This is a genomic window from Henriciella sp. AS95, assembly GCF_038900055.1.
Classification (GTDB): domain Bacteria; phylum Pseudomonadota; class Alphaproteobacteria; order Caulobacterales; family Hyphomonadaceae; genus Henriciella.
This window is the reverse complement of sequence record NZ_JBBMQM010000001.1, coordinates 1,691,777-1,711,192: the sequence shown is the minus strand read 5'-3', so window position 1 is coordinate 1,711,192 and position 19,416 is coordinate 1,691,777. Positions and strand designations below refer to the sequence as shown.

Annotated in this window: 19 protein-coding genes and 1 riboswitch; of the genes, 7 read left to right on the top strand and 12 right to left on the bottom strand. The window is 61.0% G+C overall.

Annotated elements, in window-relative coordinates; genetic code table 11:
* Positions 1-33 precede the first annotated feature (33 nt).
* Together dapA and smpB are read left to right on the top strand one after the other, a co-directional pair.
* Positions 34-909 carry a 4-hydroxy-tetrahydrodipicolinate synthase gene (gene dapA, locus WNY37_RS08440; protein ID WP_342973026.1) on the top strand — a complete coding sequence of 292 codons (876 nt, stop codon included), beginning with the start codon at positions 34-36 and terminating at the stop codon, positions 907-909.
* Between the two features lie 6 nt (positions 910-915).
* Positions 916-1,395 (top strand): SsrA-binding protein SmpB, encoded by a 480-nt coding sequence (smpB, locus tag WNY37_RS08435; protein WP_342973025.1) that lies wholly within the window; start codon positions 916-918, stop codon positions 1,393-1,395.
* Positions 1,396-1,532: 137 nt separating this feature from the next.
* Here smpB and WNY37_RS08430 read toward each other — a convergent pair whose 3' ends face one another.
* The 8 genes from WNY37_RS08430 to WNY37_RS08395 form a co-directional block, all read right to left on the bottom strand.
* Positions 1,533-2,510, bottom strand: a complete 978-nt coding sequence (locus WNY37_RS08430) for a threonine/serine dehydratase (RefSeq protein WP_342973024.1) — start codon at positions 2,508-2,510, stop codon at positions 1,533-1,535.
* 15 nt (positions 2,511-2,525) lie between these two features.
* Positions 2,526-3,527, bottom strand: a complete 1,002-nt coding sequence (locus tag WNY37_RS08425; RefSeq protein WP_342973023.1) for an NAD-dependent epimerase/dehydratase family protein — start codon at positions 3,525-3,527, stop codon at positions 2,526-2,528.
* A gap of 66 nt (positions 3,528-3,593) precedes the next feature.
* A complete protein-coding gene (galU, locus tag WNY37_RS08420) occupies positions 3,594-4,469 on the bottom strand; it encodes a UTP--glucose-1-phosphate uridylyltransferase GalU (protein WP_342973022.1) in 876 nt (291 codons plus the stop codon).
* Positions 4,470-4,541: 72 nt separating this feature from the next.
* Positions 4,542-4,829: a hypothetical protein gene (locus WNY37_RS08415; RefSeq protein ID WP_342973021.1), complete on the bottom strand. Its 288-nt coding sequence runs from the start codon at positions 4,827-4,829 to the stop codon at positions 4,542-4,544.
* A 190-nt stretch (positions 4,830-5,019) separates the two neighbouring features.
* On the bottom strand, positions 5,020-5,781 hold the full coding sequence (locus tag WNY37_RS08410) for an ABC transporter ATP-binding protein (protein ID WP_342973020.1): 762 nt from the start codon (positions 5,779-5,781) through the stop codon (positions 5,020-5,022).
* On the bottom strand, positions 5,778-6,755 hold the full coding sequence (locus tag WNY37_RS08405; RefSeq protein ID WP_342973019.1) for an iron ABC transporter permease: 978 nt from the start codon (positions 6,753-6,755) through the stop codon (positions 5,778-5,780). The genes WNY37_RS08410 and WNY37_RS08405 overlap by 4 nt, the downstream gene beginning before the upstream one ends.
* A complete protein-coding gene (locus WNY37_RS08400) occupies positions 6,755-7,543 on the bottom strand; it encodes an ABC transporter substrate-binding protein (protein WP_342973018.1) in 789 nt (262 codons plus the stop codon). The genes WNY37_RS08405 and WNY37_RS08400 overlap by 1 nt, the downstream gene beginning before the upstream one ends.
* Complete coding sequence (locus WNY37_RS08395; RefSeq protein WP_342973017.1) at positions 7,540-9,414, bottom strand: TonB-dependent receptor; 1,875 nt, start codon at positions 9,412-9,414, stop codon at positions 7,540-7,542. Before WNY37_RS08395 ends, WNY37_RS08400 begins: the two co-directional genes overlap by 4 nt.
* A 118-nt stretch (positions 9,415-9,532) precedes the next feature.
* A riboswitch (cobalamin riboswitch) is annotated at positions 9,533-9,720 on the bottom strand.
* Between the two features lie 140 nt (positions 9,721-9,860).
* Here WNY37_RS08395 and WNY37_RS08390 point away from each other — a divergent pair.
* Complete coding sequence (locus tag WNY37_RS08390; RefSeq protein ID WP_342973016.1) at positions 9,861-10,904, top strand: mechanosensitive ion channel family protein; 1,044 nt, start codon at positions 9,861-9,863, stop codon at positions 10,902-10,904.
* 190 nt (positions 10,905-11,094) lie between these two features.
* On the opposite strand, the gene WNY37_RS08385 is transcribed toward WNY37_RS08390, so the two are convergent.
* Positions 11,095-11,862 (bottom strand): glucose 1-dehydrogenase, encoded by a 768-nt coding sequence (locus WNY37_RS08385; protein WP_342973015.1) that lies wholly within the window; start codon positions 11,860-11,862, stop codon positions 11,095-11,097.
* Between the two features lie 57 nt (positions 11,863-11,919).
* Here WNY37_RS08385 and WNY37_RS08380 point away from each other — a divergent pair, with 57 nt between their 5' ends.
* The 3 genes from WNY37_RS08380 to WNY37_RS08370 are packed head-to-tail and all read left to right on the top strand — an operon-like array spanning position 11,920 to position 14,834.
* Positions 11,920-13,047, top strand: a complete 1,128-nt coding sequence (locus WNY37_RS08380; RefSeq protein ID WP_342973014.1) for a Re/Si-specific NAD(P)(+) transhydrogenase subunit alpha — start codon at positions 11,920-11,922, stop codon at positions 13,045-13,047.
* Entirely contained in the window at positions 13,044-13,412 is a 369-nt protein-coding gene (locus WNY37_RS08375) for a proton-translocating transhydrogenase family protein (RefSeq protein ID WP_342973013.1), read from the top strand. Before WNY37_RS08380 ends, WNY37_RS08375 begins: the two co-directional genes overlap by 4 nt.
* A 3-nt stretch (positions 13,413-13,415) precedes the next feature.
* Positions 13,416-14,834 (top strand): NAD(P)(+) transhydrogenase (Re/Si-specific) subunit beta, encoded by a 1,419-nt coding sequence (locus WNY37_RS08370; protein ID WP_342973012.1) that lies wholly within the window; start codon positions 13,416-13,418, stop codon positions 14,832-14,834.
* Between the two features lie 10 nt (positions 14,835-14,844).
* Here the strand turns inward: WNY37_RS08370 and WNY37_RS08365 are convergent, their stop codons facing one another.
* The 3 genes from WNY37_RS08365 to WNY37_RS08355 all read right to left on the bottom strand — a co-directional run bounded on the left by WNY37_RS08365 (position 14,845) and on the right by WNY37_RS08355 (position 18,029).
* Positions 14,845-15,627, bottom strand: coding sequence for an EAL domain-containing protein (locus tag WNY37_RS08365; protein WP_342973011.1), 783 nt, complete (start codon positions 15,625-15,627; stop codon positions 14,845-14,847).
* A 176-nt stretch (positions 15,628-15,803) separates the two neighbouring features.
* Complete coding sequence (locus WNY37_RS08360) at positions 15,804-17,591, bottom strand: DUF885 domain-containing protein (RefSeq protein ID WP_342973010.1); 1,788 nt, start codon at positions 17,589-17,591, stop codon at positions 15,804-15,806.
* Positions 17,592-17,699: 108 nt separating this feature from the next.
* Positions 17,700-18,029 (bottom strand): hypothetical protein, encoded by a 330-nt coding sequence (locus tag WNY37_RS08355; protein ID WP_342973009.1) that lies wholly within the window; start codon positions 18,027-18,029, stop codon positions 17,700-17,702.
* Between the two features lie 132 nt (positions 18,030-18,161).
* Here WNY37_RS08355 and WNY37_RS08350 point away from each other — a divergent pair, with 132 nt between their 5' ends.
* Positions 18,162-19,361: an NAD(P)/FAD-dependent oxidoreductase gene (locus WNY37_RS08350; protein WP_342973008.1), complete on the top strand. Its 1,200-nt coding sequence runs from the start codon at positions 18,162-18,164 to the stop codon at positions 19,359-19,361.
* Positions 19,362-19,416 lie beyond the last annotated feature (55 nt).

Below are 19,416 nucleotides of genomic sequence, written 5' to 3'. Positions count from 1 at the left end.
AGTGTTCAACATATAAATCGCGGCAATATTACGATGTTCCATGGATCCATTCCTGCCCTTGTCACACCATTCAAGAATGGGGCCGTAGACCGGAAGGCATTTGCCGATCTCGTCGAACGCCAGATCGATGGCGGCGCGGGCGCTCTCGTCCCTTGTGGCACGACCGGTGAGTCAGCAACGCTAACCCACACTGAACACCGCGAAGTGGTCACGCTTTGCATCGAAGTGGCCGCCGGGCGCATTCCCGTCATCGCCGGCGCTGGGTCCAATTCAACACACGAAGCCATCGGCCTCGTCGAACACGCTAAAGAGGTTGGCGCAGATGCCGTCCTCTGTGTGTGCCCGTACTATAACAGACCCGATCAAGCAGGTCTTGAGGCGCATTTCAGAAAAATCGCTGACTCGGTCGCCATGCCGATCATTCTGTACAATGTCCCCGGCCGCACGGTCTCTGATCTGCTTCCCGACACGGTCGTCCGGCTCGGCAAACACCCCAATATCGTTGGCATCAAGGACGCTGCAGGCGATCTCGCCCGCGTCAGTCTCCACGCGGCGGGCCTGGGTGGTGAGCAGTTCGTCCAGATTTGCGGCGACGATCCACTGACATTGGGCCACCGCGCAATGGGCGGCACCGGGTGCATATCGGTAACTGCCAATGTGGCGCCTGAGCAGATGGCGCAGCTTCACACAGCTGTCGACAATGGAGACCTCGACGCTGCTCGGGCGATCGAGACCAGGTTCATTGCGCTTCACAAGGCCCTGTTCAGCTCGCCATCGCCAGGCCCCGCCAAATACGCTTTGTCGCGTCTTGGTCTGTGTGAGGCTTCAACGCGGCTGCCTATTGTGGGCCCGGATGAAGCAGCTCGTGCGAAAATTGACGCTGCAATGGAAATCGCAGGCCTTATATAGTCAGGCATGTCCAAGAAGAACCAGATAAAGGGCCGCAGCGATGGCCTCGTGGCCGAGAACAGGCGCTCGCGCTTCGACTATCATGTCGAGGACACGCTGGAGGCTGGCCTTGTGCTGGCCGGCAGCGAGGTGAAATCCCTGCGCAATGGCCGCGCGAATATCGCCGAGTCCTACGCCGCCGTTGAAGATGGCGAGTTATGGCTCGTGAATTCGGATTTCCCGCCTTATGAAGGCGCAAACCAGTTCAATCACGAACCGAAACGCCGCCGGAAACTGCTGGTCTCAAAGCGCGAAGTAGCGCGGCTGGCCCAAGCCGTTGAGCGCGCTGGCCGCACGATCGTGCCGCTGAAACTCTATTTCAACGAGCGCGGTATCGCGAAACTCCTGATCGGCGTCGCGACCGGTAAACGCGCTCCCGACAAGCGTGAAACCGCGAAAAAGCGCGACTGGCAACGCGACAAGGCCCGGATTCTCAAGGAGAATTAAAACGCTTCCAATTGTCCGCTTCCCCATCGAAAGGTGGGGCTCGTGGCGGCTGGAGTGGGCACCTCTCAACCAGCCGCCATTGATCCCAGCTTGCGCCGGGAAGTCGGCTGAGGAAACCGGATGCAAACCGGCGAGAACTAGCCAGAGATGATCCCGGCAAACTGCGCCGGATCGACATTCCCGCCCGAGAACACAACCCCAACATTCTTGCCTTTCGCTTCAGACGGTAGGTCATGAAGCGCGGAGGCCAGCGCCGCGGCACCGCCCGGCTCAACAACCAGTTTCAGATGCCTGAAAGCCTGGCGCATGGCATCACGGATATGATCGTCGGAAACGGCGCACCCACCCGCGAGAAGCTCTTTACCGAGGGCCCAGGTCAGCTCACCCGGCGACGGTGTCAGGATGGCATCGCAAATCGAACGGGTGCCTGGCGCATTCACCTGTTTTTCGCCGCTTGCCAGCGACCGACGCCAATCGTCATGCGCCTCGGGTTCAGCAGTCCAGATTTTCGTGGACGGGTCTGATGCCTTATAGCCAAGCGCCAATCCCGTAATCAGTCCGCCGCCACCGGCACAGCAGATAATGTGATCGAGAGCGTCGCCCGATTCAGCGATTTGCTCGGCAAACTCTGCACCGCAGCTGCCCTGTCCCTCGACGATGAAAGGGTCGTCAAAACTCGGCACGAGTACAGCGCCGCGTTCGTCGGCAATGCGTTCGGCTATGGCCTCCCGGCTTTCTGTATCGCGGTCGTAAAGATGAATGTCTGCGCCGTCAGCCCGCACCCCGTCGATTTTTACGCCCGGCGCATCAGATGGCATCACAATAAGGGCCGGCATTCCGAGCAGCTTTGCCGCACGCGCCACGCCCTGCGCGTGGTTGCCTGAAGAAAACGCCACAACGCCAGCCGCCCTGCCCTCTTTCGGGATCTGGAGAAGCCGGTTCGTGGCACCGCGAATTTTGAAGCTGCCTGTGAGCTGCAAGTTCTCGCACTTGATATACAGCTTGGCCCCAGCCAATTCGTCCAGAGCTTCGTTGCGAAGAACGGGTGTTCGGCGCACGCGCCCTTTTAGCCGCCCATAGGCTTCAAGAACCGTGGTCGAAGTGGGTCTTCTCATCACTCGCCTCGACGCTCAGAACCGCCGCATCGCCGGGCCAGCAGCCACACGTTGCGTCGTGAACCAGTCAACGAACTGGCCGATCCCCTCTTTCAGGCTGACTGCGGGTTCGTAACCGTAATCTGACTGCATGCGAGATATATCGGCGCAGGTTTCCGTGACATCGCCAGGCTGCATCGGTTCAAGCGCCATTCTGGCTTTCTGACCGGTCGACTCTTCGATTGTGGAGATAAAATCCATCAGGGTCACAGGCTGGTTGTGACCGATATTGTAGAGCTTGTGAGCGAGCTCACCCTCCACGAAAGTGGCGCGCTTCGTCGCGATTGCCTTCAGACCAGCAATGGCGTCCGAAATAAAAGTGAAGTCGCGCTTCATCTTGCCGCCATTGAAGACGCGGATCGTTTCACCGCGCAAAATCCGGTCGGTAAACGACCAGTAGGCCATGTCGGGACGGCCCCAAGGGCCGTAGACGGTGAAAAACCGCACACCGATCTGTCGGATATCATACAGCTTGGCGTAGGCCTGGCTCATCAGCTCATCCGCGCGCTTGGTCGCCGCATAGAGGGAAACCGGCCGGTCGACATTTGCGTCTTCACTGAATGGCGCGACTGCATCGTCACCGTAAACAGAGCTCGACGATGCATAAATCAGCAGAGGTGCCTTGGCCGCCCTGCGGCAGAACTCAAGCACGGCGAGGTGCCCGGTCATGTTCGATTCAGCGTAAGCAAAGGGGTTTTCGAGCGAGTATCGCACACCGGCCTGCGCTGCCAGGTGAATGACACGGTCAATCGAGTCGCGGTCTGGCAGCGCCAGCAGCGACTCATGGTCGGCGATATTCATCTTGTGAAAGCGAAAGGCGTCGTTTGACTGCAACCGGTGCAGTCGTTCCTGCTTTAGCGCCACATCGTAATAAGCATTGAGATTGTCGAGGCCGACAATTTCATGTCCGTCATCAAGCAGGGCCTGAGCGATACTCGATCCGATAAAACCGGCGACGCCGGTGACAAGATACTTCATGCTCGCTCCTCACGCCGAAGCGTATACCCCCGGTACCGTGAAGGCGAAAGCGAAACGCTGTTATCGTCAGCTGTCATCGCTGTATTTTGCGAGAATGCGACGCGCTTCGTCAGCCGTTTCCGGATGCTTTAGCGCGTGGGCGACGACCGCTTCGAAATAGCCGGCTTTGGAGCCGCAATCGAACTCTTCGCCATCAAACTCATAGGCAAAGAATTGCTGTGTTTCCATCAGGCGGACCATGGCGTCAGTGAGCTGGATCTCGCCGCCGGCACCTTTGCCCTGGTCTTCAAGCAGACCGAAGATTTCGGGGCGGAGGATGTAGCGTCCGGTGATCTTGAGATTTGACGGCGCATCCTCGCGCGGCGGCTTTTCCACCATACCGCTCATCTCGATGAGGCGGCCATCACGGTTTTTCGGCGCAATCACGCCATAAGACGAAACACGCTCCTCCGGTACAGGGTCGACGGCGACGATGTTGCCGCCGGTCTTGTCAAAGGCTTCGACCATCTGTGCGAGACAGGAGGGTTTGGCGCGAACGATCACGTCCGGCAGGAGCACAGCGAAGGGTTCATTGCCCACAATATCCTTGGCACACCAGACCGCATGGCCGAGACCCAGAGGCGCCTGCTGGCGGGTAAAGCTGGCCGCGCCGGCGGGAAGCCGGGTGCGCTGAACATCTTTCAGAATGTCGGCTTTCGATGCCTTTGCGGCGAGGGATTCCTCAAGCTCGAAGGCGTGATCGAAATAGTCTTCAATGGCACCTTTTCCGCGCCCGGTGACAAATACGAGATGCTCGATTCCGGCCTCAATCGCTTCATCGACAACGTATTGCAGCGCAGGCTGGTCCACGACGGGCATCAACTCTTTTGGAATCGACTTTGTGGCCGGAAGTACACGTGTTCCATGACCTGCCACTGGCAAGACAGCCTTGCGAATTCCCATGCTTTTTATCCCCTTGAACTTACTGGATCGGCCCGAACCATAGCGATTTGAGGCACGAAGGCCAGCCGGGTATCACCACAACCCAGAGAAGAAGAAGACACCCATGATGGCAGTGATGCCGGATGACGCCGCCAGGACGCGGCCGATATCCATGGCGGGTGCGCGCTGTTTCTCGCTGGAGATCGACTCGTGCAGTTGCTCCTGCAGGACCCGCGCTGGAGAGGGTGCCGGCTGGGTATCGCTTTCCAGGTCAGCTTTACCCACAGTTGTCGCTGAGTTCCGCTCGGTTTTCGCCGTCTCGCGCACCTCTTCCGGCGCGGCTTGGGCGTCTGAATGATCGAGTTTGCGCTTGGCGGACATGACGGACCTCTCTTGCTGATGTCCTTCTCGCATCCCATCCCTAATGAAGCGCTAAGTCGTTGACCCAAATTTTGCTTTTCCCCAATTTTTCCAACACCCAGACGGTTGGATATTTCGTCCCGAAGGCGGCTATTTTTGTCGTCCAGGAACAGGCCGATTATAGGCCGATTTCAGGCCGATACTGGGTCGATTACGGGCCGATCGGGCGAAGCGTCTGGCCAATCGGCGATGCCTGCACACCAAAGACGTCTTTGAGCAGTGCGTCGCTCAGGACATCGTCCGGCGCGCCATCGGCGACCAGTGTCCCGGCATCAAGAACAATGAGGCGGTCAAATGTCGCCTTCGCGAGCAAGAGATCATGGATGGCGACACAGACCAGTTTGCCGCTCGATGCCTCGGCGCGCAGCGTCTCGAGCACGGAGAGCTGCTGGGCGATGTCGAGCGAGGCAAGTGGTTCGTCGAGAAGCAGGTGATCAGCGCCGACAGAAAGCAATCGGGCCAGATGGACACGGGCCTGCTCACCGCCAGACAGGGACAGGACGTGGCGACCGACAAGGTGCGACGCCCCTGCCCGCTGGATGGCGTCATCGACAATATTTCGGTCGCTGTCGCCGAGCGTGCCATAGCGCCCGCCCCCCCAGGCGTGGCGACCAAGCGAAACCACGTCCTCGACCGTCAGGTCCCAGCTCAGTTCTCGTGACTGGCCGAGCCATGCGATCCGCTGCGCGCGGGTCTGTTGCCTGAGAACAGACAGCGACACACCATCAAGCTTTATCGCTTCTCCCGATTGCGGCAGCAGACCGGCCAGCAGACGAATGAGCGTCGACTTGCCGGCGCCGTTCGGGCCGATGATGCCGACGAGTTCGCCGCTTTTGAGCTCTGCCGAACAGGGGTTCAGCGCGGGATGATTGCCAAGATGGATGCCGGGCGCGGCGATGTCGAAGCTGATCATAGCCGCCCCCTTGTGAGCCTGGCTGCGATCCAGATGAAGACGGGCGCGCCGAACAGGGCTGCGGCCACGCCGAGGCGAAGCTCGCGGTCAAACGGCAGTAGCCGGATGACGAGGTCAGCGCCCATCAGCATCAGGCCCGCGAGCAGCGCGGATGGGATGAGCAGGCGCGCCGGGTCTGATTTCACGAACGGGCGGATTATGTGCGGGGCGACGATGCCGACAAACCCGATGGCTCCGGCTATGGCGACACTCGCACCGGTGAGAAGCGACGTGCCAGCGATGACCAGCGTGCGCGTGCGGACCGGGTCTGCGCCGAGGCTTTGCGCGGTTTCCTCTCCAAGGCTGAGCGCACGAAGGCCCGGCCCTGCCATGAGCGCCAGAACCGCGCCGATCGCGATGGCCGGCATGGCCAGAAGAATGTCCGGCCAGGCCCGGTTCGACACAGAACCCAGCAGCCAGTTCATCAGGTCGGCCAGCGAATAGGGGTTTGGTGCGAGGTTGAGCGCGAGCGCGATGAGGGCACCGCCCGCGCTGGACAGCCCTATGCCGACGAGCAGCGTGCGCACTGCATCGCCTTTGGTGCCGGCGGCGGCGAGCAGCAGGATGACAGCGAGGCCCGAGAACAGGATGGCAAAGACTGGAACAGCGAACCAGGTGATGGCGGCGAGGCCGAAGTAGAGCGCAATGACAGCGCCGAGCGAGGCAAAGGCCGAGACACCAAGCACGCCAGGTTCGGCGAGGGGGTTGCGGAGCAGGCCCTGCAAGGCGCTACCGGCGAGACCAAGGCAGGCGCCGGTCAGGAACGCGGCGACGCTGCGCGGCATCCGGATTTCCCAGATAATGGTGCTGGCGACATCGTCCGTCCCCACAAGCCCCGCCCATAACCGGCCAAGCGGCAGATCAGCCGAGCCGGCCAGAACAGACAAGACCGCCACGACCAGAACGAGAAGCAGAAGAGCGAGGTTGAGCCGCATCAGTTGAGCGCCTCCGCGACCGCGCGGGCCTCGTCCGCAACAAACCAGGCGGGGCATGTCAGGCGCGACTCGTCGAGCCGGATGGTTTTGGCGTTGGCGAGGATACGCTGCATGGCCGGATGACGGGTCAGCGACCAGTTGGAGGCCCTGTCTTCATCAAAGTCGAAGAAAGCGGCGAGAACACGCTGCGGTGGGTTCTGCACCAGTGTTTCGAGCGGCACGTTCACCCAGCCCTGCTGGCTCACGGCGTTCTCCAGGCCTGCAGCGGTCATGATTTGATCGACCATCGTGCCCGGCCCGGCCGTCACACCGCCGGGGGTGAGGTAGAGGGCGGTCTCTCCCGTTTGTGGCGCGGCGAAGTTCAGGCTGGTGACAAGATCTTCAGCACGGTCCTGCTGGTCCAGTTTTTCGGCAATCTCGCGAGTGACACGCGCTGCGCCTTCAAAGTCTGAGGCGTAGCCGATCTGCACGGTTTCGATCCCGAAGCGCTGGAAGAAGTCGAGCGCGCGGGCATCGCCGCCCCAGCTGCGGACCACAATGTCCGGCTGGAGGGCGATGACATCCTCGGCGAGCGCCCGCACACGGGGCAATCCATCAGCCTTGTCACGAAGGTGACTGAAGCTGCGGCCTGCATGCGGGCTGACGCCGAGGATCTGTTCGCGATCTGCGAGCCCCATCACGAACTGGTCTGCGCAATAGTCCAGCGAGACGACGGTCGGCTTTTCAGCCTCAGCCATCTCGGGACGTGCCAGCACCAGGGCGGCGAGGAGCGCGCAGACAAGCCTCATCTGAGCTTCAGCCCGATAAAGCCAGCCGCGCCAGGCGAGGCATAACCAAGGACGTCGACCGCGTCTTCATCCAGCAGGTTCTGGCCCCGCAGAGTGAGCGCGATGCGGTCATTGAGCGGGATTTCGGCTGTCGCGGAAAACAGCGTGTAAGCATCCAGCGTGACACGCTCGGTCGGGAAGACGCCGAAATTGAAGTCGTCCTGCTCGCCGACATAGTCGAGCGCGGCACCGTAGCGGGCGCCATTCTCATTGGGCTGCCAGGACACGGCGAGGCTACCCGTCCATTCAGGCACGCGGATCTCGTCTGCGCCGGTGTCGTCTTCGGACTGTGTATTGGTCAGCTGAGCGGACAAATTGACGGTCTTGGACAGGTCGGTGCGGAAGGCCGCCTCGACGCCGGACCGCTCGCTTTCACCGACGCGATTCATCGGCGTGGACAGGAAGGTTGGCGTGTAGGCGGTGTAGATTTCATCCTCCAGATCGGCGTGGAAGTAAGTGATAGAGGCGACGCTGTTCTTCCATTCCTGATCATAGCCGATTTCCCAGCTGGTCGAGGTTTCCGGCTGGACGTCGGGATTGCCGATGAAGCTGCCCGGATAGAAGCCGAAGAGTTCGGTGAAGGTCGGGTTCTTCACGCCGCGCCCGATCGCACCGCGAACACGTCCACGATAATCGAACGTGTAGGACGCCCCGGCCCGCCAGCTGGTCGCGTCATCGAAATTGTCTCCATTGAAGTCCTGCCGGAGCGAGGCATTGGCGTTGAAACCGCCCACGCGGACGCGGTATTCGGCGGCGAGCCCCGTCGTCTCGAAGCTACGCGACTGGTTCGGGTCTCCGAAGGCGGTGTCGGTAGACCGGCGCTCATAGTCCTCGCGCTCATAATCAGCCAGCAAGCTGACCGTCTGGGCGACGACGCCATCGGTGCTGAAGGAGGGGCTCCAGGAGAATTTGGTGCGTTCGCCGGAGGTCTCGTCGACATAGACGCCATCAGCTTCATTTGTGCGCGCGACATCATTGTAGTTAGCGCGGAAGACATGGTCGATCGGGCCGGTGACGCCGGTGAGCGCCGCGCCGATGAGCCATTGCTCGCCATCGGTTGTGCGGTCGGCATTGTCGAGCTGGCCGTCGAAGTCGAGGTCCGGGTCTGACTCGACATAGGTGTCGCGATAGGTTGCCAGCGTGGACAGCGACCAGTCATCGCTGAGATCTGTCGCCGCCTTGAGGAGGAAAGCGCCGTTCTGCGAGCCGTCGGTTTCGCCGCCGCGGCCGGACGTGTCGATCCCGTCAGTGGTGAAACCGGATGCGGCGCCCTGCAGGCGGAAACCGCCAAGGTCCGTGCCAACGCCGATGGAGCCGCGAAGCGTCTCGAAACTTCCAGCTTCGATGTCGCCGCGGAGGTTTGGGTCATTCGAGGTATAGATGCCGATGACGCCGCCAATCGCGTCGGAGCCATAGAGCGAGGAATGCTCACCGCGCAGGACCTCGATGCGGTCGACGCCGAGCGAGGAGAGCAGGCCGAAATCGGTCTCGCCGGTGACGGGGTCCGAGAACTCGATACCGTCGAGAAGGACGAGCGTATGGTTGGCTTCAGCGCCGCGCACGCGCACTTGTGTAAGGCCGCCAACGCTGCCCGAGCGGGAGACAGCGACGCCCGGCACGGCGCGAAGCTGATCTGCGACATAGGGCGTGTCACGGATGGAGAGGTCTTCGGCGTCGAGGATGGCGACGTCTTCAGTGAGCCGCGCATCGAGCACAGGGCGAAGGCCGGACACGGTGACCGAATCGAGGCGGCGCTCGCCGGCCTCCTGAGCGGTTACAGACAAGGGGATGGTCAGCGCGACGGCGCTGAGGGCGATATATCTTGAGGTCATGACGACACTCCAGTTCAGGCGGGCCTTGGGCCAGCCAGGTCACAAACAAGCCGGATGATCCGGCGCGATGTGTCGTGAAACGGAGGTCACTCCGCCTGCCAGTCCGCTGGTCCCGGCGGCGGGCAAACGACGTGACGGCAGGTCTCCTGACTTCGCGGATGCTCACCCTGTCGCCGCCTTCCCGGATTGCTCCAGTGGCATGTTGGCGAGGGCTAGCCGCTTACAGTTGCGGGCACAGCGCCGGATTTTCACCGGCTTCCCTTTTCACTCGCCATTACGGCGAGCACCGTCGGGGGCCGCTATACGTGGGGCGCTGGAAAACTGCAAGCGCTGCCAACCTGTTGTGCAGGGCGACATTTTATCCGCCGCAAGGATGGCGTCGCTACAGTTGACGATCGGGGAATGATATAGACAGCAAACTGACCCGACATGCAGAGGACGCGCTTATGACGACCAAGATGCCCGGCAGATTCGCCTGGATGGCGCGACTTCGCATTCCTTTCCTGATTGTGGTTGCCGCCGCCGCGCTGTGGGCTGGCGCAACCTATCTATGGGCCGAGCATGATCTCGCTGACGACACGCTAATTCTCGTCCGCTTTCTTGTGATTGGTGCGATTGGCTGGGCGATCACGGCCTTTGTTGACCTTGCGCTCCAGCGCCGGATGGCGAAGCTCGAAATCGACACGGCGGACAATTTCGAAGCGCGAAAATCCGCAACGCGTCTGGATGTCATGCGGCGCGTGATTATCGTGATCGGCGCGATTGCCACCTTGGCCAGCGCGCTCGTCGTCGTGCCGTGGGCGAGACAGCTCGGCGTCTCCCTTCTCGCTTCGGCTGGTATTGTCGGCATCGCTGTCGGCCTGGCCGCCCGCCCCGTCCTGTCGAATTTGATCGCGGGGATCCAGATCGCGTTTACCCAGCCGATCCGGATCGAGGATGCGGTGGTGCTCGAGAATGAGTGGGGCTGGATCGAGGAGATCGATCTCTTCTATGTGGTTGTCCGCATCTGGGACCGGCGCCGGCTCATCGTGCCGCTGACCTATTTTATCGAAAAGCCCTTCCAGAACTGGACGCGAAAGACCGGCACCATCATCGGCTCGGTCTATTGGTGGCTCGATTATCGCGCACCGGTCGCAAAGATGCGCGACAAGCTACAGGAAATCCTGGACACCACCGATCTCTGGGATGGTGAAGTGTGCAACCTGCAGGTGTCCGAAACCGACAAGACGAGCATTCAGGTGCGCGCACTCGCGACCGCCAGCACCTCGCCGAGAGCCTGGGACCTTCGCTGCTATATCCGCGAACAGATGATCAACTGGCTACAGGCCGAACACCCCGAAGCTTTCCCGCGCTTTCGCGCAACGACAGAGGTCGAGGAAAAGCCCGGACCGTTCGAGATGCCGCCCCCCTCGCAGGACATCGCGCTGGGCGACAAGTCGCTGGATGGGAGTGAGACGCTGGAGGATGGCCACCCAGAGCCGAAGGCATGACGATTATTTGGTAGCAACCCACTTCGACATGCCAAGACGATCACGCCTGGTCCTTTCTTCCCCCGGAAAGCGGGGGAAGTGGCCCGCGAATGCGGGTCGAAGGGGGACTTCCGCAAAGCTCAGTAGGTGCCGCTTCCCCCTCCGCCCTTCGGGCACCTCCCCCGTGAACGGGGGAGGATAAACTTAAAGCCTAAAGCGTGCTCACGAGATGGCCGCCGTCGACGACAATCGTCGTGCCGGTCATGTAGCTGCCGGCATCGGATGCCAGAAGGAGCAAGGCGCCAGCCAGTTCCCGGTATTCGCCAAAGCGGCGCATCGGGATGCGTTTGCGCATCTTGTCGCCCTGTTCGCTCTCAAGGAACTCGTCATTGATGTCGGTTGAGAAATAGCCGGGCGCAATGGCATTGGCGCGGACGCCGTAGCGCGCAAGTTCGAGCGCCATGACGTGGGTGAAGTGCTCGACGGCCGCTTTCGACGCGGCGTAAGCTGCGATGGTGTGCTGTGGGCGGCGGGCGGTGATCGACGCGATGTTGATGATCGAGCCGGGTTTGCCGGCCTCCATCAAGGCGTTCGCCCCGCCTTTTGCGACACGCCAGACGCCATCGAGATTGGTGCTCATCACGGCGCGCCAGTCTTCCTCGGTCATCTTCGTGAACCAGTCATCGCGGGAGATGCCGGAATTGTTGATGATGACGTCGCAGGGTCGTCCGAGCTTGTCCTGAATAGTCGCGAAGGCGGCGTCCACGCTATCCGGGTCGGTGACATCCATCTGCACCGCCAGCGCTTTGCCGCCGGACGCTTCGATCGCATTTGCGAGCGATTCGAGCTTATTGAGTCGGCGCGCGGCCAAGACGACATGTGCCCCTGCAGCTGCCAGTTCGCGCGAGAAGCTCGCGCCAAGTCCGCCTGACGCCCCCGTAACGAGCGCTGCCTTTCCCGAAAGATTAAACAAATCCATGCCTCAAATCCTGATTTACTATTGCTTTCACGCAAAATTTTTCCGATCACTCGCCCCATGAAGCTGACAATTCTCAAAGAAACAAGTCCGGGAGAGACGCGCGTCGCGGCAACCCCGGAGTCGGTGAAGAAGCTTGTGGGGCTGGGTCACACCGTCACCATTGAGTCTGGAGCAGGAACCGTCGCTGGTTTTCCAGACAAAGCTTTTTCTGATGAAGGGGCAAAAATCGCGAAGACAGCGGCAACGGCGCTCAAGGGCGCTGATGTGCTTCTGAAAGTGCGAGGACCAAGTGCAGCGGAAGCCGCCAAATACCCCGAAGGCCTGACGCTCATCGCCCTGATGAACCCGTTCGCCATGGGCGATGTGACGGATGCGCTGAACGCCAAGAAGCTCAACGCTCTGGCAATGGAATTCACCCCGCGCATCACACGCGCCCAGTCCATGGACGCGCTCTCCTCGCAATCAAACCTCGCTGGCTACCGCGCCATGATCGAAGGCGCGCAGATTTATGGCCGCGCCATGCCGATGATGATGACGGCCGCCGGCACAGTGGCCCCCGCCAAAGTGTTCGTCATGGGCGCTGGCGTTGCCGGCCTCCAGGCCATCGCGACCGCCCGCCGTCTTGGCGGTGTCGTGACAGCCACTGACGTCCGCCCGGCCGCCAAGGAACAGGTTGCGTCTCTGGGCGCGAAGTTCATTGCGGTCGAGAATGAAGAGTTCAAGGAAGCTGAGACCGCTGGCGGTTACGCCAAGGAGATGTCGGACGACTATAAGAAGCAACAGGCCGAGCTGACCGCCAGCCATATCGCCAAGCAGGATATCGTGATCACCACCGCGCTCATTCCGGGCCGCCCAGCGCCTGTGCTGGTCAATGAGGCCATGGTCAAATCGATGCGGCCAGGATCTGTTGTTGTCGACATGGCTGTCGCGGCTGGCGGCAACTGCCCGCTTTCGAAACCGGATGAGGTGGTCGATGTGGACGGCGTGAAGGTTGCCGGCTTCTCGAACCTTCCGGCCCGCCTGCCCGCAGATTCATCCTCGCTCTATGCCAAGAATTTGCTGTCCTTCCTGCCGCTCATCACGGCGGAAGATGGCGCGCTCAATCTCGATACTGATGACGAAATCGTCACCGCCATGCTGCTCACGCGCGGCGGAGAAACCGTCAATGAAAGGCTGAAATCATGAAAGCCATCCCGGTAATTGCCTCGGCTGCTGCGCTGGCCCTTCCAGCCCACGCTGCCGAAATCTCGAACCTCAACCCGACTGTCTTCCTGGCTGCGATCTTCGCGCTGGCCTGTTTCGTCGGATACTATGTCGTCTGGTCGGTGACTCCGGCCCTTCACACCCCGCTCATGGCCGTGACCAATGCGATCTCCTCGGTGATCGTCGTCGGTGCCATCGTGGCGGCGGCGTCAGCGACCAATATCAATGGCGGCTGGATCGCCAAAGGGCTTGGCGGCCTCGCCGTGGCTCTCGCCAGCGTCAACATTTTCGGCGGCTTCCTCGTCACCCAGCGCATGCTGGCCATGTACAAGAAGAAGGGGGAGTAGCGCATGACACAGTTTGCAAACACCTGGGCCCCGCTGCTCTATCTTGTTGCGGGTATCCTCTTCATCCTTGCCCTTCGCGGTCTCTCCAGCCCGGCAACCAGCCGCAAGGGTAACCGCAATGGCATGATCGGCATGGCGATCGCAGTGGTCACCACCCTGATCACGCTCTGGCCTATTCTGGACGCCGTAACGTGGGGCATCCTGCTCGGCGGAGCAGCGATTGGCGGCACGATCGGCGCAATCATCGCCCGCAAGATCGCGATGACGGCGATGCCGCAGCTGGTTGCGGCCTTCCACTCGCTGGTCGGCCTGGCGGCCGTGCTTGTCGCGGCAGCGGCCCTCTATGCACCGGCTGGCTTCAGCATTGGTGAGGTTGGCGACATCCACCTCGTCTCGCTGATTGAACTCTCGGTCGGGTCTGCCATTGGTGCTCTGACCTTCACCGGTTCGGTGATCGCTTTTGCCAAGTTGAACGGCAACATGTCCGGCGCGCCGATCATGCTACCGGCCCGCCACCTTCTGAACATTGCGATTGCGGCAGGTATTGTGGCGCTCGTCGTCGTCCTGATCATGTCGAGCGGCGCGGCCACCTGGGCCTTCTGGGGCCTGACCGTGCTCGCGCTGGTTCTCGGCATCACGCTGATCATCCCGATTGGCGGGGCGGACATGCCGGTCGTGGTCTCGATGCTGAACTCCTATTCGGGTTGGGCCGCAGCCGCGCTGGGCTTCACGCTCGGCAACTTCGCGCTGATCATTACCGGCGCGCTGGTTGGTTCGTCGGGTGCGATCCTGTCCTACATCATGTGTAAGGGCATGAACCGCAGCTTCATCTCGGTCATCCTCGGTGGCTTCGGCGCTGATGATAGTGGCGGGGCCTCGGCAGGGGCTCAGGCCGACCGTCCGTTCAAACAAGGCTCTGCAGAAGATGCGGCCTTCGTCATGAAGAACGCCTCCAAGGTCATCATCGTGCCAGGCTATGGCATGGCGGTGGCGCAGGCCCAGCACGCGCTGAAGGAAATGGCCGAGCTGCTCAAGGAAGAAGGCGTCGAGGTGAAGTATGCCATTCACCCCGTCGCCGGCCGGATGCCAGGCCATATGAACGTGCTGCTTGCTGAAGCCCAGGTGCCGTATGACGAGGTCTTCGAGCTCGAGGATATCAACTCTGATTTCCGCAACTCCGAAGTCGCCTTCGTCATTGGCGCGAATGACGTGACCAACCCGGCTGCGAAGACGGACAAGACATCGCCGATCTACGGCATGCCGATCCTCGACGTGGAGAATGCCGGCACGGTGCTGTTCATCAAGCGCTCAATGGGGTCTGGCTATGCCGGCATCCAGAACGAGCTGTTCTTCAAGGACAATACGATGATGCTGTTGTCCGATGCGAAGAAGATGGTCGAGGAAATCGTGAAGGCCCTGTAAGGCCCGTCGCTTACCCGTTTGCAGCTGCGCCGAGACTTGCCTGCGGCCAGCTGCATTCGGGAAAGGCCCTGACCGCCGGAGGCGCGAGGAAAAATCCCTGCATCAAACGGACGCCCATATCGGCAAGCGTCTCGTACTCGCCCTGGGTTTCAATACCTTCGCAGATGGGCTCTACGCCGAGATCCAATGCCATGTTCAGAACCGATTTCACAATGGCCTGTTTGGTCCGGGATTGGTCGATCCCGCGAATGAGTGCCATGTCGAGCTTGATGAAGTCCGGCTGGAAGTCGCTGAGCAGGTTCAGTCCGGAATAGCCTGCGCCAAAGTCGTCAATCGCTGTGGCGAACCCCATGGAGCGATAGGTGCGCAGAATATTCAGGAGGTGGGCCGTGTCGTGCCGCTCATCTTCGGTGAACTCGAACAGGATCCGATCAATGGGAAACCCCGTCTGCAGGGCCGCGGTGAGCGTCTGCCGGATGCATGCCCGCGGTTCGTAAACGGCATTCGGCATGAAGTTGATTGAGAGCATGGGCGTCGCAGGCCGGGCGGGGAGGCCGAGCTCCGCTGCAAGCCGGATCGCCGTGGTGCGGCAAAGCTGGTCGAAGGCATATCGCGTGTCGACTGTCAGCCTCGCCAGAACCTCAGAAGCCGCTTGTCCCGCAATGCCGCGGACAAGCGCCTCGTAGGCGAATGCGGTGCGTTCCGAGACATCGACAATCGGCTGGAATGCCATGGTGATCTCGAAATCGACATCGCTGCCATTTTGACAGTTTCGACAAGCTTTAATGGTCATCTGCGCTTCCTCTTGCCCTCAGGGTCGCGCAAAAATCTTAAAATTGCTTTCCAATCAGGGAGAAAACTTCCTCATCCAGAGGGTGAGAAAAAGCCCGGCCAGAACGGCCGGGCTATCCTGATAGTGGCTGGTTATCGACGGAGCGGCCCAGCGCTATGGCATGATCAGCCGAGGCTCTATTCGTCGAATACCGCGTGGGCTTCGTCCTCGCCCATCATGGCCTGGCGGACTTGTGGGATGTGGGGGCCACCATAGGAGAGGAATTCGTCGTGAAATTCCTTCCAGCCTTCCGTACCCGTTGCATCCGGATAATTCGCAGCGACCCAGTCATTGCGCAGTTTGCGGATCATCAGTTTGCCCATCGTGTAATTGAGATAAGCCGGGTCATAGGTGCCGCGCGCGGCCTGCTGGGTCGCATTGCCCTTGTCGATATAGCATTCCTTGCGGAACAGCTCATAGCTGTCATCGACACTCCAGCCCTGCGTATGCAGGCCGATGGTGGAGAGATAGCGGCAGTCGCGCAGCAGCGCATTGGTGAGCTGGCCAACCTTCGTCTCAGCGTCGCCATCATGCAGGCCGGCGTCGAGCATCATCTCTTCGGTATAATGCGCCCACCCTTCAGCGAACGCATAGCCGACGAACATCTGCCCGAAGACCGAGTCAGACCGGTTCGCATGCAGGAAGTTGAGGAAGTGGCCGGGCCACACTTCGTGGATCGTGGTGCCGAGCAGGTCCATCTTGCCGGGGATGTAGGCCGCGCGGGTCGCCTCGTCCCAAGCCGGGTCCGGCGGCGATATGTAATAGACCGACGGCATACCGGTCTCGTATGGCCCTGGAATGGAGATATAGGCCGAGTTCTGACGGTTATAGGGCGGCGACTCCTCGACCAGGGCCTCCTCGGTGCCCGGAATGGAGACGAGATCCTTGTCGAGGATGAACTGCTTCAGCGCCGGCAGCGAGTCGCGGGCTTCCTGCACCGGCCCGTTCTCTGGCTTGTTGGCCGCCATCTTGGCCATGCAGTCCTCAATCGAGGCGCCGGGCGCAAAGCGCGCGCAGGCCTCGGCGAGGGCGTCCTGGTTGGCTTTCAGGTCGGCCCGGCCGATCGCTTCCAGCTCATCGAGCGGGATGTCCACGCCTTCGGTGAGGCGAACCATGTCCGCGAACTTCTCCGCGCCGAGGGCATAGCCGTCCGGCGTTGCGGGTTGGGAGCTGATATAGTCGGAGACAGACCGCATCGCGGCGGCAGCCTTCTCGGCGGCCGCATTGAACTCGGCCTGCAGCGCCTCATCGCCAACCCCGTCAAAGGCTTCCTTTGCCCCGCCGAGATAATAGTCGGCAAAGCCGCCAAAGCCCGCCGTGCCGTACTTCACGAACGTCTCGGGCAGCGGCAGCTCGATATTCGCCTTGATCTGCTCGGCCGCCACCGGAACGTTATTCAGATAGGTGATGAAGGCGCGAAGGCGCGTCTCCGGATCGGCATAGGGCCGCGAGATATAGACGTCCGGATCGAGCCGGCCGACATAGAAATCCGGATTGCTGTGATAGACATCGGCCTCTTCCAGCCAGAACAGCTCACCCTGCATCGAATTGATGAAATAGGTCCGCTCGAAGGCGTCTGCCTCATCCAGCGAAGCCGGATCGATCGCTTCAGCCGCATCGATCATGCCCTCGCGGAAGTCGATCTGAGCCTGAATGCCCGCCTCGCTGAAATCAGGCAGCTGACCGTCAAACTCATGCTTGCCTTGCGAGACAGCGAAGGTCGGGTTGATTTCGAAATAGCCTTCAAGAAAGGCCGTCATGAAATCATCCCAGACGGCTGCTTCGATATCGGCTTCGACAGCCTCTTCCACGGCGGCCGGAACGGCCTCTGCGGTTGCCACTTCAGGAGCTGTCTCACTGGTCGCACACCCAGACAGAATGAGCGCACCGACAGATGCAGCGGTCATCAGGACAGATATTTTCACGGGAAGCCTCCAGGGTCATCAGGATCAAACTGACGCGACAAGATCACGATCAGAGACGGAGCGCAAATACAACAAGACCCGGCATTCTGCCGGGCCCTGATGGATCACTTATTGTTTGGTTTCGACGCCTGGATCGGGAACGGAGTAGGCATCCTCAAGGATGTGGCCATCCGGCTTTTTCTTCAGCGAGCTGTGGCCTTCAATCGTTGCGCTGGAATCATCGTCGGTGCCGTCATTCGGGACGTTCGGGACGCGTTCATCATCCATATCGGTAACGAGATCCGCTTTTGCATCGGTTTGATTTGCCACCGGAGACCCGTCTTTGTAGCCGGCATTCTCAGCCGATTGCTTTTCGAGTGGCTTGCCGTTGCTGAACTGCTCGCCATAGCCGCGCTGGCGGCTGACTTCTTCTTCTCGTTCAATGTCGCGTTCTGCCATGACAGTCTCCTTTGGATCGGTTTCAATTTATCAACGGTCAGGCGGCACCGCGAGTTCCGACGACGGTGAGATGAAAGCCCCACCCTCCGATTCCGAGATGACTTGAGAGACCAATCACGCCACTCTGCGAGGATGGTTCGGAAACTGGACATTGCGGTGTGCGGCGCGGGCATTGGCGGGCTATCGGCAGCGATCCTGCTGGCCCGGCAAGGCAACCGCGTCACGCTGTTTGACCAATATGCTGAGACGGGTCCGGTTGGGTCTGGCCTGATGCTGCAATCGACAGGACTGGCTGTGCTGGGTGCCATGGGGCTTTCAGAGCGGGTATTGGCGCTCGGCAGCCGACTGGAGCGTCTTTGGGGCAAGTCCACGCCGAAAGACCGAACCGTGCTCGATGTCCGGTTTGAAAAGCTCCGCGCCGGCCATTTCGGTCTTGGTGTGCAGCGCCAGATGCTGTTCGACACGCTTTATGATGCTGCGATGGCCGAGAATGTGCCACTCGAAACATCTCGCAGGATTGAGAGCGTGGATCGCCAATCGGGGCAGATCATCTTTGAGACCGGGCAGTTCGTCGGGGGCTTTGATCTCGTGGTCGATGCGCTCGGCGTGCGGTCTCCGCTGACCCGCGCGCCGAAGCGGGAGCTGGCCTATGGCGCGCTCTGGACGACGCTTCCCTGGCCGGGCGATGGGCCGTTCGACAAGACGGCGCTGGAACAAAGGTATCGCGCGGCGCGCCAGATGGCGGGCGTTATGGCTTCAGGGCGCGTCGATGACAGCGCGCCGGAAAGCCTCACCTATTTCTGGTCGATCAGGATAGATCAATATGAGCGCTGGCGGGCCACATCGCTGGACAGCTGGAAAGCCGACGCGGAGACGCTTTGGCCGCAGACGCGGCCCCTGCTCGATCAGATCGACAGCCATGATCAGATGGTCTTCGCGCGCTATCGCCACCGCACCCATCCAGACCCTGTCGGCGGACCAAAGCTCGTCCATATCGGCGATGCCTGGCATGCCGCCTCGCCGCAGCTCGGACAGGGGGCGAACATGGCGCTGCTGGATGCATATGCGCTCGCCCTCGCCCTGGATGTCACCAATGAGGTGAGCCTGGCCTTGGCCCGATACCGGTCCCTGCGCAAGTCACATATCGGCCTCTACCAGATGATGAGCTGGCTGTTCACGCCGGTCTATCAGGGCGACAGTCGAGTGATGGCCTGGCTGAGGGACTATCTCGCCGCGCCGCTGACCCGTATTCCGCCGGCGCCGAAATTGCTGGCGGGGATGGTGACGGGCGCGTTCGGGTCGCCGCTCAAAGATCTCGGATTGCGGGACTGATCTGGACGGCCTCCCCGCCAGCGTGCGAAGAGTGACGCGACGATAGTTGCACCTG

Bases quoted from the DNA above. Each gene is read 5' to 3' on its own strand.
- WNY37_RS08400 (WP_342973018.1), bottom strand. From the start codon at position 7,543: ATGAGGCTTGTCTGCGCGCTCCTCGCCGCCCTGGTGCTGGCACGTCCC.
- WNY37_RS08410 (WP_342973020.1), bottom strand. From the start codon at position 5,781: ATGATCAGCTTCGACATCGCCGCGCCCGGCATCCATCTTGGCAATCAT.
- WNY37_RS08425 (WP_342973023.1), bottom strand. From the start codon at position 3,527: ATGAAGTATCTTGTCACCGGCGTCGCCGGTTTTATCGGATCGAGTATC.
- WNY37_RS08380 (WP_342973014.1), top strand. From the start codon at position 11,920: ATGAAGCTGACAATTCTCAAAGAAACAAGTCCGGGAGAGACGCGCGTC.
- WNY37_RS08365 (WP_342973011.1), bottom strand. From the start codon at position 15,627: ATGACCATTAAAGCTTGTCGAAACTGTCAAAATGGCAGCGATGTCGAT.
- WNY37_RS08370 (WP_342973012.1), top strand. From the start codon at position 13,416: ATGACACAGTTTGCAAACACCTGGGCCCCGCTGCTCTATCTTGTTGCG.
- WNY37_RS08350 (WP_342973008.1), top strand. From the start codon at position 18,162: ATGGTTCGGAAACTGGACATTGCGGTGTGCGGCGCGGGCATTGGCGGG.
- WNY37_RS08405 (WP_342973019.1), bottom strand. From the start codon at position 6,755: ATGCGGCTCAACCTCGCTCTTCTGCTTCTCGTTCTGGTCGTGGCGGTC.
- WNY37_RS08385 (WP_342973015.1), bottom strand. From the start codon at position 11,862: ATGGATTTGTTTAATCTTTCGGGAAAGGCAGCGCTCGTTACGGGGGCG.
- WNY37_RS08395 (WP_342973017.1), bottom strand. From the start codon at position 9,414: ATGACCTCAAGATATATCGCCCTCAGCGCCGTCGCGCTGACCATCCCC.
- galU (WP_342973022.1), bottom strand. From the start codon at position 4,469: ATGGGAATTCGCAAGGCTGTCTTGCCAGTGGCAGGTCATGGAACACGT.
- dapA (WP_342973026.1), top strand. From the start codon at position 34: ATGTTCCATGGATCCATTCCTGCCCTTGTCACACCATTCAAGAATGGG.
- WNY37_RS08375 (WP_342973013.1), top strand. From the start codon at position 13,044: ATGAAAGCCATCCCGGTAATTGCCTCGGCTGCTGCGCTGGCCCTTCCA.
- WNY37_RS08430 (WP_342973024.1), bottom strand. From the start codon at position 2,510: ATGAGAAGACCCACTTCGACCACGGTTCTTGAAGCCTATGGGCGGCTA.
- WNY37_RS08415 (WP_342973021.1), bottom strand. From the start codon at position 4,829: ATGTCCGCCAAGCGCAAACTCGATCATTCAGACGCCCAAGCCGCGCCG.
- WNY37_RS08355 (WP_342973009.1), bottom strand. From the start codon at position 18,029: ATGGCAGAACGCGACATTGAACGAGAAGAAGAAGTCAGCCGCCAGCGC.
- WNY37_RS08390 (WP_342973016.1), top strand. From the start codon at position 9,861: ATGACGACCAAGATGCCCGGCAGATTCGCCTGGATGGCGCGACTTCGC.
- smpB (WP_342973025.1), top strand. From the start codon at position 916: ATGTCCAAGAAGAACCAGATAAAGGGCCGCAGCGATGGCCTCGTGGCC.